Source organism: Flavobacterium macrobrachii, from assembly GCF_014486675.1.
Lineage (GTDB): Bacteria > Bacteroidota > Bacteroidia > Flavobacteriales > Flavobacteriaceae > Flavobacterium > Flavobacterium macrobrachii.
Genome location: NZ_JACTAC010000016.1, coordinates 38,249 through 52,290, shown reverse-complemented (window position 1 = coordinate 52,290; position 14,042 = coordinate 38,249). Strand labels below are relative to the sequence as shown.

General features: G+C 32.7%; 18 protein-coding genes. 4 read left to right on the top strand and 14 right to left on the bottom strand.

Translation table 11 applies throughout. From position 1 onward, the window contains the following. A partial coding sequence (locus IAI56_RS05685) for an Hsp20/alpha crystallin family protein (protein ID WP_187656959.1) occupies nucleotides 1-292 on the top strand: 292 nt, incomplete at its 5' end. 104 nt (nucleotides 293-396) lie between these two features. After that, nucleotides 397-825, top strand: coding sequence for a hypothetical protein (locus IAI56_RS05680; RefSeq protein ID WP_187656958.1), 429 nt, complete (start codon nucleotides 397-399; stop codon nucleotides 823-825). Nucleotides 826-981: 156 nt separating this feature from the next. Here IAI56_RS05680 and IAI56_RS05675 read toward each other — a convergent pair whose 3' ends face one another. From IAI56_RS05675 to IAI56_RS05640, 8 genes are all read right to left on the bottom strand, one after another. Beyond that, entirely contained in the window at nucleotides 982-1,257 is a 276-nt protein-coding gene (locus tag IAI56_RS05675) for an ATP-dependent Clp protease adaptor ClpS (RefSeq protein WP_187656957.1), read from the bottom strand. Nucleotides 1,258-1,299: 42 nt separating this feature from the next. Continuing rightward, complete coding sequence (gene prmA / locus IAI56_RS05670) at nucleotides 1,300-2,133, bottom strand: 50S ribosomal protein L11 methyltransferase (protein ID WP_187656956.1); 834 nt, start codon at nucleotides 2,131-2,133, stop codon at nucleotides 1,300-1,302. A gap of 64 nt (nucleotides 2,134-2,197) precedes the next feature. After that, entirely contained in the window at nucleotides 2,198-2,665 is a 468-nt protein-coding gene (locus IAI56_RS05665; protein WP_187656955.1) for a hypothetical protein, read from the bottom strand. Nucleotides 2,666-2,805: 140 nt separating this feature from the next. Then, entirely contained in the window at nucleotides 2,806-3,558 is a 753-nt protein-coding gene (tpiA, locus tag IAI56_RS05660; protein ID WP_187656954.1) for a triose-phosphate isomerase, read from the bottom strand. Continuing rightward, the gene (locus IAI56_RS05655) at nucleotides 3,558-4,058 is read right to left on the bottom strand and encodes a TlpA family protein disulfide reductase (RefSeq protein WP_187656953.1); all 501 of its coding nucleotides are present in this window, start codon (nucleotides 4,056-4,058) and stop codon (nucleotides 3,558-3,560) included. The genes tpiA and IAI56_RS05655 overlap by 1 nt, the downstream gene beginning before the upstream one ends. Before the next feature lie 4 nt (nucleotides 4,059-4,062). Then, on the bottom strand, nucleotides 4,063-4,359 hold the full coding sequence (locus IAI56_RS05650; RefSeq protein WP_187656952.1) for a hypothetical protein: 297 nt from the start codon (nucleotides 4,357-4,359) through the stop codon (nucleotides 4,063-4,065). A gap of 10 nt (nucleotides 4,360-4,369) precedes the next feature. Further along, nucleotides 4,370-5,461 carry a MauE/DoxX family redox-associated membrane protein gene (locus tag IAI56_RS05645; RefSeq protein WP_187656951.1) on the bottom strand — a complete coding sequence of 364 codons (1,092 nt, stop codon included), beginning with the start codon at nucleotides 5,459-5,461 and terminating at the stop codon, nucleotides 4,370-4,372. A 10-nt stretch (nucleotides 5,462-5,471) separates the two neighbouring features. Further along, on the bottom strand, nucleotides 5,472-6,020 hold the full coding sequence (locus IAI56_RS05640) for a DUF1599 domain-containing protein (RefSeq protein WP_187656950.1): 549 nt from the start codon (nucleotides 6,018-6,020) through the stop codon (nucleotides 5,472-5,474). 91 nt (nucleotides 6,021-6,111) lie between these two features. Here IAI56_RS05640 and folP point away from each other — a divergent pair, with 91 nt between their 5' ends. Both folP and IAI56_RS05630 read left to right on the top strand, forming a co-directional pair. After that, nucleotides 6,112-6,933 (top strand): dihydropteroate synthase, encoded by an 822-nt coding sequence (gene folP / locus IAI56_RS05635; RefSeq protein WP_187656949.1) that lies wholly within the window; start codon nucleotides 6,112-6,114, stop codon nucleotides 6,931-6,933. Nucleotides 6,934-6,940: 7 nt separating this feature from the next. Beyond that, the gene (locus tag IAI56_RS05630) at nucleotides 6,941-7,570 is read left to right on the top strand and encodes a hypothetical protein (protein WP_187656948.1); all 630 of its coding nucleotides are present in this window, start codon (nucleotides 6,941-6,943) and stop codon (nucleotides 7,568-7,570) included. 37 nt (nucleotides 7,571-7,607) lie between these two features. On the opposite strand, the gene rlmH is transcribed toward IAI56_RS05630, so the two are convergent. The 6 genes from rlmH to IAI56_RS05600 form a co-directional block, all read right to left on the bottom strand. Further along, nucleotides 7,608-8,081 carry a 23S rRNA (pseudouridine(1915)-N(3))-methyltransferase RlmH gene (gene rlmH / locus IAI56_RS05625; protein WP_187656947.1) on the bottom strand — a complete coding sequence of 158 codons (474 nt, stop codon included), beginning with the start codon at nucleotides 8,079-8,081 and terminating at the stop codon, nucleotides 7,608-7,610. Between the two features lie 6 nt (nucleotides 8,082-8,087). Further along, nucleotides 8,088-8,834, bottom strand: a complete 747-nt coding sequence (locus tag IAI56_RS05620) for a shikimate dehydrogenase family protein (RefSeq protein ID WP_187656946.1) — start codon at nucleotides 8,832-8,834, stop codon at nucleotides 8,088-8,090. After that, nucleotides 8,821-9,216: an energy transducer TonB gene (locus tag IAI56_RS05615; protein ID WP_187656945.1), complete on the bottom strand. Its 396-nt coding sequence runs from the start codon at nucleotides 9,214-9,216 to the stop codon at nucleotides 8,821-8,823. The genes IAI56_RS05620 and IAI56_RS05615 overlap by 14 nt, the downstream gene beginning before the upstream one ends. A 3-nt stretch (nucleotides 9,217-9,219) precedes the next feature. After that, nucleotides 9,220-10,614 carry a tetratricopeptide repeat protein gene (locus IAI56_RS05610; protein ID WP_187656944.1) on the bottom strand — a complete coding sequence of 465 codons (1,395 nt, stop codon included), beginning with the start codon at nucleotides 10,612-10,614 and terminating at the stop codon, nucleotides 9,220-9,222. Nucleotides 10,615-11,017: 403 nt separating this feature from the next. After that, a complete protein-coding gene (locus tag IAI56_RS05605; RefSeq protein WP_187656943.1) occupies nucleotides 11,018-12,214 on the bottom strand; it encodes an aspartate aminotransferase family protein in 1,197 nt (398 codons plus the stop codon). A 70-nt stretch (nucleotides 12,215-12,284) separates the two neighbouring features. Then, entirely contained in the window at nucleotides 12,285-13,931 is a 1,647-nt protein-coding gene (locus tag IAI56_RS05600; protein ID WP_187656942.1) for an OstA-like protein, read from the bottom strand. Nucleotides 13,932-14,042 lie beyond the last annotated feature (111 nt).

Sequence of the window (14,042 nt, the reverse complement as noted above, 5' to 3'; positions counted from 1 at the left end):
CCTAGAGCTAGCAGCACCAGGAAAAACAAAAGAAGACTTCATCATTGAGATAGACCACAATGTATTAACCATTTCTTCCGAAACCAAAAACGAAACCGAACAAACCGAGAACAACGGTCGTTATACCCGAAGAGAATTCAGCTATACATCTTTCCGCAGAGCATTTACACTACCCGAAACCGTAAATACAGACGCCATCAATGCCGTGTATGAAAACGGAGTACTACTAATAACTTTGCCTAAAAAAGAAGAAGCATTACCAAAACCAAAACGATTGATTGATATTATATAAGTTTAGATTGGGTTACCTAAAACCGCTTCCATCCAGAAGCGGTTTTTTTATACCATTACTATAAAAATAAATATCTTTGACCAAAATAAAACCACAGACCTACAATGATTATCAATTTAAAAAACGGAATAGACCAACTCCTTTTTGGCATGAAACAAAAAGACGTTGAAGCCCTTTACGGAAAACCCAGCAAACAGTTTAACGACGACGATGGTAACATTATTTACCTCTACAATGACCAAAAACTCCGTTTAACCTTCTATGAAGACGAAGACTATCGTTTAGGATACATCATTACTTCCAATGCAGAAGCAACCGTTTTAAACCAAAAAGTAATAGGGAAGAATATAGAACAAATAAAAGCAGATTTGCCTTTCACCACCTGGGAAGTAGAAGAGTTTGATAGCACAGAAAATCACTTTAATGAAAGCAATTGGCTAATCCTTCAAGCCGAATTCAATACCATCATCCGTGCCGAAGTAGGCGCCATTATCAAAGACAACGACGAATTTGACTGGAAGTTTAAAATATAAGATTTTTGATTAACAATTTTTGATTGCAGATTTTAAAGAAAAAATAACCGCAAAATTCACAAAGATTTTACGTTGTAAAAGTTAATACTTTTTGGGATTTTGCGGTTAAAGGTTAAATCATTCTGAATTCTAAAATCCTAAATCTTCAATCTTAAATCAAATGATTTCAGCGCTCAAACCAGCTTCTAAAAGTTGAGTGCATTGAGGCTTTAATTCGTCAAAATGACCAGTTTTTACAGTACATTTCCCTTTATAATGCACCAGTATAGCACATTGTTCCGCCTGTTCAGCAGTATGTTGACAAACCCTGATTAACGTATCAATTACGTGGTCAAAAGTATTTACATCGTCGTTATACAAAACAATTTCGTTGTTAACTCCCGTTAATTCATCAACTAAAACGTCTTCTTGAACTTTTTCTATCGTACTCATCTTCATCTAATTTTTATAAAATTAATCATTTATCATTAAACATTAAAAGGTATATTTCAATGAAACCCAATTGTTTCTTTCAAATTTTTTAACATAAGTCAATCCTTTTTCAGTACATGATGCATCAATAAAAGGAATATCTTCAGTATAAAAACCGCTCAATAACAGAATACCGTTTTTATTTAAACAATCAACATACTGTTGCATGTCGTTCAACAAAATATTTCGGTTGATGTTAGCAATAATCAAGTCGTATTTTCTACCTGCTAACAAAGCAGCATCGCCTTCATAAACGGTAATTTCTTTACAGTTATTGCGTTCAGCATTTTCAATAGAGTTGAGGTAACACCAGTTATCAATATCAATAGCATCAATAGGTTTTGCACCTTTCATCTCAGCAAGAATGGCCAAAATTGCGGTTCCACAACCCATATCAAGAGTTTTCATGTTTTTTACATCGGTTTCCAGCAAATGTTGTATCATCATGTGTGTAGTTTCATGATGACCCGTCCCAAAACTCATCTTAGGTTCGATAACAATGTCAAATTCGGCATCGGTTTTAGGATGAAAAGGCGCACGAACGTGACATTTTCCGTCAACATCAATGGGTTCGAAGTTCTTTTCCCATTCTTCGTTCCAATTCACTTGATCGATTTCTTCCATCGAGTAGGTAATAACAAACTCATCAGAGTTTAATATACTGATGTCACTCAAGATATCTTCGGTCCAAAGCTCTTTTTGAATATAAGCACTAAAGCCATCTTCGGTTTCAATGAAACTTTCAAACGGTTTTTCGCCCAATTCGGCAATTAAAATTTCTGAACCAAGTTCTTTGGGTTGAACGCTAAAGTGATATCCTAAATAGATGTTTGACATGATTTATTTTTTTTGCAAAGGTAAGTATCAAGCATTCGATTTTGAACTTATTTGCAAAAAAAAATTAGTCCACTTTAGTAATAGTCTTCAAGTGAGAGTCAGGAATTTCATCAGGATAGACATTGAAAATCATCAATCGATTGTAGCGATCGTTATCAGCGTCATAAAGATAAGTGATGGTATTCTCTTTTGGATTGTAGGTAATTTTTGCCTTGCTGTTTTTAGATTTGAATAGCCAACTACCTTCGGTTTCACTGGTTTTAGCAAAGCTGTAGATGGAACCATGATGCAAACGGGTTAATCCATTGTCAAGCATACTGATTACAATGTAGCCATTAGTTTTAGAACCAATTTCACGAATGTCAATGATAGAGTGTTCGTATTCGGTTTCCATTAATTCATACTTTTTCTCAAAAATATTCCAAACATAATATTTTCGTGTATCCGATTGAAAACGTTTTTGACTATCTAGTTGTCCAAACATTTTTACACTACCAAGAAGTAACAGGAGTAAAGCTATTTTTGATTTCATTGTTTCTAATTTTTGACAAGAACAAACCTATTGTAATAATCGGTAAAACGCAAATAAAATCGACGAAATACATTTTTATTTCTTTTTCAATAAAAAAAACCTTTCAATTTGAAAGGTTTTTTATTTGAATATTTATCATTTTAAATAGCAGAAACTATTTTAGAAAAGTCTTCGGCTTTTAATGCTGCACCACCAATTAATCCACCATCAACATCGGGTTTAGAAAATATTTCGCCAGCATTTTCTGGTTTAACACTTCCACCATATAGTATTGATACATCTTCTGCAATAGTATTTCCGTATCTTTTTCTAACGGTTTCTCTAATGAATTCGTGCATTTCTTGAGCTTGTTCCGGCGAAGCTGTTTCTCCGGTACCAATAGCCCAAACGGGTTCATAAGCCAAAACAATTAGTTCCCAATCTTTATTTTCAATATGGAATAATCCATCTCTAAGTTGGTTTTCAACTACATTAAAGTGTTGGTTATCTTGTCTGTCTTTCAATTCTTCACCAAAACAGAAAATAACAACCATATCGTGTTTTAAAGCCGTCGAAACTTTATTGGCAAGAATAGCATCCGTTTCATTAAAATAAGCTCTTCTTTCTGAATGACCAATAATTACCGTGTTCACACCGATACTTTTCAGCATATCCGCCGAAATTTCTCCGGTAAAAGCACCAGCTTCTGTTTGATGCATGTTTTGAGCTGCAACCGCAATATTAGTAAATTCAAGATGATCAACCGCTGAGGCCAAGTTTACAAAAGTTGGTGCCACAATAATTTGTGCTTCAACATCATTAGGAAGTTTATCAATTAAATCGTTCAATAAATCTTCGGTTTCCTCGGCGTTTTTATGCATTTTCCAGTTGCCGGCAACAATTTTTTTTCTCATTATTTTAGGTTTTTTAATGTAGTGTTGATAGTTTCAAAATCAGTTTCAATTGCACGATACAGTACAACTTTATTATCTTTATCCAATATAATGTATCTTGGTATCCAATCTAAATTTATAGATTTTCCAAACTCACCTTTCATTCCATCTTCTGCCCAATAATGGTCGCCTTTCAATTCGTGTTTTTCAATTCCGGCTTTCCATTTTCCAAATTCTTTATCCATAGAAATGAATACATAATCAACATCAGGATGATTGGTTTGTAATTCTTTTAGTTTAGGCATTGCTTTTACACAATCACTACACCAAGATGCCCAAACTTCAATAACGGTAACTTTTCCTTGGTGTTTTTTTAAAATATCATTAAAGTTAATTTGCTTATTATCTAATGTAATTAAGTTTTTTGAAAGCGCTTCTTTGCTAAACTGTTTGTTATCTTGCGCATTTGAGCAGGAAAGAGTAGTTAAGATAACTACAATTGCCGATAAATATTTTTTCATAATTTTATTGTTTATTTTCCTTTTTGAGGAATGTAATTTTATGTTTTTTTCTTTTTAATTCTTTTCTTTTTTGTCTTCTTCTGTAATCATATAGATATTTAAGAAGTAAAACAATTCCCAATCCACCAACGGCTACAAGAGTTGTTCCAATCAATATGAAAAAGGTATGACCTAAAAATAAATCTTCTTTGGATGAAGCATAATATAAGACAGTATATCCAAATACTATAATTAAAGTACAAATTCCAATGCCAATTAGAACTTTTTCACTCTCCTTTTTATTTTTTAAGAAATCAAGCATAACTTAATTATTATTTTTTTAGTTCGCTGTAGGGTTTAGCGATAAGTTTTTCAAAATCATGAATATCAAATTTGTTGGCATTAATTCCGTCATAATATTTGTATTCATTTCCATTCCAAAGGTATTTAATTCCCGGTGTGTAACGACCTGAACCTAAAACTTTCCAAAACGGAATTACTTCAATAATTTTATAGGGATATTCGGCTCCAGCAGCTTTGAAAAAATCAGGAATTAAATCCGCTTCTTCGTTCATAAAAATTATGGATATTTCTGGAAAATTTTTAGTTTTCTTTCTTAACTCGGTTAATTCTTTTGCGGCATCACGACAATGATCACAACCCGGAACAAATAATGCTAGTGTTTTTCTACCATTATCGATAGTCGAGAAATATTGAGCAAATCCTGATTTTTTCTTCGCAGGTTCGTCGATTACTTTTTCAACTTCTTTTTCCACTTTTTTAGTTGCCTCTGTTTTGATGGAAGTTGTATCTTTTATCGTTTCAACAGCAGGAACAGAAGTCATTGTAGTATCAATTACGGGTAAAACCGAGTTGGTTTCTGGTTCAAAAGTTTCAGCAACAATTGGTTGAATTGGCGCAACCATAAACAATGCTAAAATTGATGCCAATGTTACCGTTGCTAAAACCCAAAAGTTATGTGTTTTTTCGCTAGATTTTGGCATAATAATGAACAACCAAACCAACAAAGCCATTGCTAAAACGTTCTTGATTATGGCTTCAATTGGTGTCATTGGTAACAAACTTCCAAAACAACCACAGTTACCTGAATTTCCACCATTCATAAACGTTTCAATCGTTAAATGCATAGTGAAAACAGCTAATAATAATATCGTTGCAGGAATGACAACCGTTCTCAGAAAGTTTTTTTGCAGTAATAAGAAACCAAGTGCAAATTCAATTCCGATAAGAATTCGGGAAAAATAAGGCGCAAAACCTTCTGAAAATCCCATTGGATACAATTGTTTTACTTCAAATGTTGAAATGGCAAAATATGGCGATGGATATAATTTTGCTACAGCTGATAGTAGAAATAAAAATGAAATTACTATTCGAATTCCCCAAGCGATGTTATTTTTTGACATAATTTTTAGTTTAATTTTTTTGTCCAAATCCCATTAAAATCAATGCAAATACAGAGTAATTTAGCATATCTTGATAATTGGCATCAATACCTTCTGAAACGATAGTTTTTCCTTTGTTGTCTTCAATTTGTTTCACTCGAAGTAGTTTTTGTAAAATCAAATCGGTTAACGAACTAACGCGCATTTCGCGCCAAGCTTCGCCATAATCGTGATTTTTGGCTTCCATTAACGCTTTGGTTAACGCTACTTTTTCGTCGTAAAGTTTCGTAGCTTTTTCAATATCTAAATCAGGTTGTTCTACAACTCCGAGTTCCAATTGAACTAATGCCATGATGGAATAATTGATAATTCCGATGAATTCTCCGGTTTCATCTTCGTCAACTTTTCGAACTTCGTTTTGCTGTAAACTTCTAATTCTTTGGGCTTTGATGTATATTTGGTCGGTTAATGATGGCAATCTCAATATGCGCCAAGCACTTCCGTAATCTTTCATTTTATTGATGTAAAGTTGTCGGCAAATAGCGATAACTTTATCATATTCTTGAGAAGTAGTACTCATTTCGGTGTATCTTTGTATCAAATTTGTTCAAAAGTAAAGAATAAAGATTGAAGTTCAAAGGACTAAATCTTATAACTATCTTAAAATAGAAATGACTATCAATTGTAAAGGAAATTTAATCTATTTGACTTCACCTAAAGTAATGGGGATTTTGAATATTACTCCAAATTCATTTTTTGATGGCGGAAAATATGCTGATGAAAATTCGGTTTTACAGCAAGTTGAAAAAATGTTGGTTGATGGTGCGGCGTTCATAGATATTGGCGCGTATTCGAGTAAACCAAATGCTGAATTTGTTTCTGAAGATGAAGAAGTTAGTCGTTTACTTCCTGTAGTTGATTTGGTTTTAAAAAACTTCCCTGAAACCTTAATTTCTATAGATACTTTTCGAGCTACTGTTGCAAAAGAAGCCATTGAAAACGGAGCTTGTATTATTAATGATATTTCTGCCGGAAGTTTGGATGAAAACATGATGCAAACTGTTGCCAAACTAAAAGTTCCTTACATTATGATGCACATGAAAGGCAATCCGCAAACGATGCAAAGTTTGGCTCAATATGAAAATATAGTCAAAGAAATGTTGTTTTATTTTTCAGAAAAAGTAGCGCAGGCAAGAAGTTTAGGGATAAATGATTTAATCATCGATCCTGGATTTGGATTTGCTAAAACATTGGAACAAAATTTTGAAGTAATGAATAAGCTAGAATTATTTCAAATGCTTGAATTGCCTTTACTGGTTGGAATTTCCAGAAAATCGATGATATACAAGACACTTGAAACTTCGGCTGAATTTGCCTTAAACGGAACAACGGTTTTGAATACCATTGCGTTACAAAAAGGAGCAAAAATCCTCAGAGTTCACGATGTAAAAGAAGCAATGGAATGTGTGAAATTGTGTAAAAGTTTTAATTAATTAAAAAATGAAAAAAATAATAGTTGCCTTATTGTTGGTTTCACTATTTTCTTGCGGAAAAAAAGAAATCCAATTGCCTCAATTGAATGAAACGATTATTGCTGATGTGAAAGATCATTCACCCATTTTTATGTTTTTTGAACTCAATGGAAAAGATACTTTGATTGATGTAAACCGAAGTAATTCCATTAGTTCGACAAATTGGTTGTTTAATATCGACAAACGATTGCCGTTGAAATTGGTTATTCCTGAAATTCAGAAACTGCAAGCCAAAAAAGAGAAAAGTTCACATAAAAAAGAAGGTTCTGAAAACTATTTTACCTATATGGATAAAGAGAAAAAAACGTTGGCTTTTTTGCCGTTTACAAGTGTTGAATATAAATTAAAGAGTTTTGATGAAAAAAACTTAGAATTCTATTTACTAAAAAATAATTTTTTTAGAATTGGCGATGACATTAAATCAATTGATAAATTGAATGATTTTATTAATAAGGTATCTTCTGAAAATCAAAGTAGAATTATTTTTTCATTCGATAAACAAATGTCTTTTGAGAAGTACATGGATTATAAAATTATTATCAAAAATTTAGATATTTCAAAAAAAATATTGACTACTGATAAAGAATTTATTTATTGAATTTGAAAACTTTGAACTTGAAACTCGAAACTTTCAACTATTGATGATGATACGGTTCATTTCGTAAAATTGTAAACCCGCGATACAATTGTTCAATAAAAAATAACCGAACCATTTGATGTGAAAAAGTCATTTCAGAAAGCGAAACTTTTCCTTGCGCTTTTTTATAAACTTCGTCACTAAAACCATATGGTCCGCCAATAACAAAAACCAAAGTTTTTACACCAGAATTCATTTTCTTTTGTAAATAATCGGCAAACTTCATGCTCGAGAAAGTACTTCCGTTTTCGTCTAACAAAATCAATTGATCAGTAGGAGTGAGTTTGGCTAAAATCAATTCGCCTTCTTTTTCTTTCTGCTGACTTTCCGATAAGTTTTTTACATTTTTAATATCCGGAATGATTTCTAAATCAAACTTGATGTAAAAAGACAAACGTTTAGTATAATCGTCAATTAAAGTTTGTAACGATTTGTTGTCGGTTTTTCCTATTGCTAGTAGTTTGATGTTCATGTTTTATTATTTATTCCAAATTTTCCATGCTTTTTCTGCTTGAAAAACCAACATTTCATAACCGTTTTTAGTTATTGCGCCTTTCTTTTTGGCTTTTTTCAAGAATTGTGTTTCCTCCGGATTGTATATTAAATCGAAAGCGATGTGTTTTTCTGTGAAAAATTGATATGGTAAAAGTGGAAAATCTTTAATATTCGGACTTGTTCCTAATGGCGTACAATTAATTATGATATGATAATTATCAAATGTTGTAGCGTTAATTCGGTCATAATCAATCATGCCTTCTTTTTCTTCGCGAGAAACAAAGGTGTGCAGCATTCCGAGTTCGTTTAAAGCAAAAGCTACGGCTTTCGCTGCGCCGCCAGTTCCAAGAATTAATGCTTTTTTATGATGCGATTGCAATAATGGTTTTAATGATTTTTTGAAACCATAATAATCGGAATTGTAGCCTTTTAAAGTTCCTTTTTTTGTAAAACGAATAACATTTACAGCACCGATTTGTGCTGCTTTTTTTGATAATTTATTCAGGTACGGAATGATTTCTTCTTTATATGGAATGGTTACATTCAATCCTTTTAACTCGGGATTTTCGGCGATTAGTTTTGGAAAATCTTCAATGGATTGTAAATCGAAATTTTCATAAACATAACCGTCAAGATTTCCTAAAGCAAATTTTTCGGTGAAATGCTTTTTAGAAAACGAATAGGAAATGTTTTTGCCAATTAAACCGAATTTCGTTTTAGATTGTTCCATTAATTGTTATTGGAAAGAAATAATGACATCTTACTTTTTCACCGTTTAGTTCTGCTGGTTTCCAATTTGGAGAATTTTTTAAAAGTTCTTCTACTTTTTCTTTTGTTCCATAACCAATATCGCGGATAACTTTGATGTCAGTTAATTTTCCGTCTTTTTCAATAATAAAAGTTACATGAATTACTTGTTTTTCCTTTTTCTCTGTTACTTCTTCAGGGATATTAAAATTTTTGGCGATGTATTTATAAAACTTTTGGTTTCCTCCTGGAAATTCAGGTTTAATTTCTACGGCATCAATATTGTACACAAGGTTGTTTTCTTTTGTTTGACCGAAAGAGTTTAAAGCAATAAAACCGATAAAAAAAAGGATAAAATTCTTCATAATTTATTTTTTGTGTTTCGCAATATATTCTTGAACAGATGGTCTTTCCCAAACGGTTGGAAACATTTCTTGCACTATAGTTTGATGTTTTACATTCAATCGTAAACCGTTGCTAAGGTGAAAATTTCCTTTTTCGGTTTCGTTTAATAACAAATGTAAACCAGCTAAACGGTATTCGATTTCGGCTTCTTCTGGAAAATATTCCGCCGATTGAATAAGCGTTAAAATAGCATTATTGTATTCGCCCATTTGATGCATCATATCAACCCAAAATAACCATGTGTCCAATTGATAATCGCCAAATTCAACGGCTTTTCGGTATCCAAATTCGGCTTCTTCAAAGTTGCCCATTGCTTTGTTGATGGTTCCAAAACGTTTCCAATACAAACGATTTTGATCGTCAATTGCCAAAGCTTTGTTTACATAATAAAGTGCTTTTTGGAAGTTTTTTTGACGAACATAAAAATCGGTAATGGCAATCCATCCTTTGTCTAAAAGCGGATCTTCGTGAACCGTTTTATTAAAATATTTTAAAGCTTCAACTTTATTTCCAAGCTTTTCATAACATTTTCCAATGCGAAGTAAAGCATACGAAGTTGGATCATCTAATTCGATAGTTCTTTCATAGCTTTCGATGGCTTCGTCATATCTTTTTAAACGTTCTAATGCTTTTCCTTTTTCCATAAAAGCACCGATAAATTCTTCATCGATATAGGTTGAAAATTCAAAAGCACGAACGGCATTTTCATAATCTTTTAGTCCATAATATAAACGTCCAGATTGATGCCAAGCGATTTCACTGTATGGATTTCTGTCAATATAGGTTTTTAGATATTCAATCGCTTCAAGGTTTTGGTCTAAAAATTCAAAGCAATAAACCACATTGTATAAAGCCGATTGGTCTTCAATATCCTCTTCTAAACAGTTAATAAAACTTTGTTTTGCTTGTTCTAGATTATCCATAAAAAGATATTCCATCCCGATTAAATTGTACACATCAGCATAATCATCAGTGTATTTTAGTGCGGTTTGCAAGTATTCAACAGCTTTTTCGTGTTGATCTCTTTTGGAATAAATATTGGCTTTTTGGATAAAAATTTCTTCGTTGGTTGGTTCAATGGCATAAAGTTCGTTTAATAACTTTTCTGCTTGATCTAATTTATCATCATACACCAGCATTTCTACTTGAACTAATTTTAATCCGGTAGATTTTGGATGTTGTTCCAGTCCTAACTTTAACGCTTTTTTGGCTAAAGTAGCTTTGCCCATATCGAGATAATGCAAGATGATTTCCTCGAATTCCTCCGAATCGAAAAAGAATACTTTGTTGGTTTTCAACATCGATTCAAACTTCGATAAGGATAAGTTGTAGTCTTCTTCGTCGTGATCCAAGTGCATAATGATAGGTGTTAAAATTATCCTTAATAAAATTAGAGAAATGTGGTCTTTTTTTGATTGAACAACATTATTGTTGTAAACAATTTAATTAACAATTTTTTAAATTTTGGTTTATCCTTGAGAACAGCTGTAACAAACAATATTGCAAAATTTAAACCAAAAAAATAGAAATGTGACAAAATATAAAATCAAAATTGCGATACTGACAAATTGATGTCTTTTTGAAATTTTGTAAATCAATAAAACAAATGCTAAAATTGATAACACAAAAAATAATATTGTCAAAAAATCATTTGTTACTGAATGACTATCTGCTGATTTTTGAGCAAATGGTAACAAAAAATATATGGTAAAAACAATAAATAGTAATAAGCAAAATAACTGTAATATATATTTAATGTATTTACTCATCTATGGCATCATTCATTACTTCGTCCATTGCTTCCAGAATGATTGCGCAACCTTCTTTGATTTCTTCTTCGGAAATTGTTAGTGGTGGTGTTATTCTGATGGCACATCCTTCAAAGAGCAACCAAAATAAAATCAATCCTTTATCTTGGCATTTTAAAATTACTTTATTGGTAATTTCAGCGTTTTTGGTCATTGCGGCAAGCATTAACCCTTTTCCTCTAATTTCTTGTATCAAAGGATGTACCAAAAGTGTTCTGAATAACTTTTCTTTTGCTAAAGATTGTGAAGTATAGTCTTTTTCTAAGATTTCTTGCAAGGTTGCGAGGCTTGCTGCCGCTATGACAGGATGTCCGCCAAAAGTGGTGATGTGTCCGAGTTTTGGATCGTGAGTTAACAAATCCATATACTTTTCGTTGGCAATAAATCCGCCAACAGGCATTCCTCCAGCCATTCCTTTGCCAATAATAACAACATCGGGAACGACATTGTAGTTTTCGTAACCAAATAGTTTTCCGGTTCTGCCAAATCCAGGTTGGATTTCGTCAATAATCATCAGTGCGCCAACTTCTTCGCAACGCTTTTTTACTTTTGCCAAAAAATCATTTTTAGGTTCGATAAAACCTGCGCCACCTTGAATACTTTCGAGAATAATTCCAGCGGTTTTGGTTGTGATTTTTTCTAAATCGGCTTCGTTATTAAAAGTAATAAAATCGACATCGGGAATCAATGGACGAAAAACTTGTTTGCGTTCTTCAAAACCCATAACGCTCATCGAACCCATTGTGTTTCCGTGATAGGCATTGTGACAAGAAATCAATTGACTTCTTCCGGTAACACGACGAACGAGTTTTAATGCGCCTTCGCAAGCTTCGGTTCCTGAGTTTACCAGATAAACTTTGTTTAAACTTGGATGTAAATTTTGAACCAATAATTTACAATATTCCACCGCCGGATGTTGTGCATATTCGCCATAAACCATCACATGAGAATATTTATTTAACTGGTCGATAATGGCTTGATTTACTCGCGGATGTTGATGTCCGAGTGAACAAGCGGAAACTCCAGCAACAAAATCCAGATATTTTTTATTGTTTGTATCATAAATATAGGAACCAACAGCATGAGAAACTTCCATTCCTAATGGATAAGGAGAAGTTTGCGCTTGGTATTTTAAAAAATCTTGTTTCATAACTAAAAATGTACTGTGCGAGGACACTTCTCCCGAAAATTCGGGATGCGCTCAGTGTGACAAAAAAGAACTATTTCACAACTGGTTTAGGATTGTTTTTATCATAATCCAAAGTTTCTTTTCTAGGTTCAAGCGGTTTGTCTTCTTTTGCATCTTCTTTTATTTTTTTTGCTTGAATTTTGGCATCGATTTCATTTTCTTCAGGTGGGAAAATGTCGTCTTTCGTTTTTATTCTTTCATCGCCACGCCAAATGAAACCGCGAAGTTTTCGAGTGTTTTCGGGTAAATCTTTTTCGGGATAGATGTCGCCTTCAATCTGGTTGAAATTGGTAATAGTTTCAATAGTATTTCCTTCCAAAATCATGTTGATACTACTACAAGTACTTTTGTTAATGCCAATGAGTTCTTGTTGGTCATTTCGCATATAATAAATGACTTCGGCATTTTTAACTATGTCAACTTCTTTGAGTTTGTTGTCGGCAAATTTTCCGTAGAGATTTTGTCCTTTCACCTGATTAAATCCAGTGCTTAATGTGTCTTTTGAAATAATAAAAGCATTATTTAGAACTTTCAACGAGTCGAGTTTTTCGGTTTTGTTGTTGCCAATTAAATGCATGATGTCGCCAGTCATTTGGTTTTCGTAATTCCAAAGAATTGGATTTTTTATCATTTTGGTTAAACCTGTTTTTTGGTCGGAATGAATAGAATCACATTTTCCGCTCATATCGGTTTTATAAAAACGAACGTTGTTAAACGCACGGATGATTCTTTCGCCAGGTTTTCCTGTGATGAGCATTTTTTTACCGTGAATGTACATTGAGTCGTTTTCGACTAACGTAATCGCAACAGCACGTTTGGTAATCATCATGGAATCTTTTTGGGTTTTAAGATTTCGATAAATTTCTGCATAATGACCTTTGACCAAACCTTTATTAATGGTGTCAGTAATTTTTACATTATTGGTTGCCGAAGCAAATTCTCGATTTCGGTCATAGTACAAACTGTCGCCTTCAATCAATCGGTCTTTGTATTTGATATAGGATTTCTTTTTGAAGAAAGAGACATTTTTTTTGGTGTCATAAAATCCTTTTTCGGTATAAATATAGTTTTCTTTACTGGTTATAGTTGATGGTCCAAAAAGATAGGAATGTCCAGAATTAGTATAATAATCCAAATGATTTGATTTGATTACATATTTAGGATTGGTTATCGTTACTGCGGTTAAAAACTGAAACTTTTTTTGCGCTACATAATATCGTCCTGATTTGCTTTTTAGCGTGTTTTCTCTATTAGTGATTGTTCCGTGTGTATTGTAATATGCTTCTTGAACATTTCTGTCAAAATTTATAGTATCGGTAACCAAAGTCGATTCGGGTGAACGCATGATGACATTTCCGGTGGCAAATGCTTTTTTAACTTCTCCGCTGTATTCGGCATATTTACTGTTTAAGAAAAGTGTGTCACCTTGAACCATTTGTACATCGCCAAACGCTTTGATATAATTTTCTTTTTGAAAATAATAAGCTTTGTTACAAGTAAAAACTACACCTTCATGACTAACTCTAACATTGCCTCGAAGTAATAACGCATCGGGAATTTCCTCTTGATTAATATCGGAGAAATCAGAATATTCAATCTTAATTTTAGATGATTTTTGAGCTTGAACAGTAAACAAGCAGCAAAGTAATCCTATGGAAAGAAATAGTAGCTTTTTCAAGTGTTATAATTTTGAGCAAATTTATGAAATTACCGATAATTCAATGGTTTATTAAGAATTATTTATCTATGCTTCTAATTACAATCATTTCTATATATTTGTAAAAATGAC

Excerpts from the sequence above, each read along its gene's own strand:
- IAI56_RS05615 (WP_187656945.1), bottom strand. The coding sequence starts at position 9,216 with ATGAAGAATTTTATCCTTTTTTTTATCGGTTTTATTGCTTTAAACTCT.
- rlmH (WP_187656947.1), bottom strand. The coding sequence starts at position 8,081 with ATGAACATCAAACTACTAGCAATAGGAAAAACCGACAACAAATCGTTA.
- IAI56_RS05675 (WP_187656957.1), bottom strand. The coding sequence starts at position 1,257 with ATGAGTACGATAGAAAAAGTTCAAGAAGACGTTTTAGTTGATGAATTA.
- IAI56_RS05665 (WP_187656955.1), bottom strand. The coding sequence starts at position 2,665 with ATGAAATCAAAAATAGCTTTACTCCTGTTACTTCTTGGTAGTGTAAAA.
- tpiA (WP_187656954.1), bottom strand. The coding sequence starts at position 3,558 with ATGAGAAAAAAAATTGTTGCCGGCAACTGGAAAATGCATAAAAACGCC.
- IAI56_RS05620 (WP_187656946.1), bottom strand. The coding sequence starts at position 8,834 with ATGGAACAATCTAAAACGAAATTCGGTTTAATTGGCAAAAACATTTCC.
- IAI56_RS05605 (WP_187656943.1), bottom strand. The coding sequence starts at position 12,214 with ATGAAACAAGATTTTTTAAAATACCAAGCGCAAACTTCTCCTTATCCA.
- IAI56_RS05645 (WP_187656951.1), bottom strand. The coding sequence starts at position 5,461 with ATGTCAAAAAATAACATCGCTTGGGGAATTCGAATAGTAATTTCATTT.
- IAI56_RS05680 (WP_187656958.1), top strand. The coding sequence starts at position 397 with ATGATTATCAATTTAAAAAACGGAATAGACCAACTCCTTTTTGGCATG.
- IAI56_RS05655 (WP_187656953.1), bottom strand. The coding sequence starts at position 4,058 with ATGAAAAAATATTTATCGGCAATTGTAGTTATCTTAACTACTCTTTCC.
- IAI56_RS05610 (WP_187656944.1), bottom strand. The coding sequence starts at position 10,614 with ATGCACTTGGATCACGACGAAGAAGACTACAACTTATCCTTATCGAAG.
- prmA (WP_187656956.1), bottom strand. The coding sequence starts at position 2,133 with ATGTCAAACATCTATTTAGGATATCACTTTAGCGTTCAACCCAAAGAA.
- IAI56_RS05630 (WP_187656948.1), top strand. The coding sequence starts at position 6,941 with ATGAAAAAAATAATAGTTGCCTTATTGTTGGTTTCACTATTTTCTTGC.
- IAI56_RS05640 (WP_187656950.1), bottom strand. The coding sequence starts at position 6,020 with ATGAGTACTACTTCTCAAGAATATGATAAAGTTATCGCTATTTGCCGA.
- folP (WP_187656949.1), top strand. The coding sequence starts at position 6,112 with ATGACTATCAATTGTAAAGGAAATTTAATCTATTTGACTTCACCTAAA.
- IAI56_RS05650 (WP_187656952.1), bottom strand. The coding sequence starts at position 4,359 with ATGCTTGATTTCTTAAAAAATAAAAAGGAGAGTGAAAAAGTTCTAATT.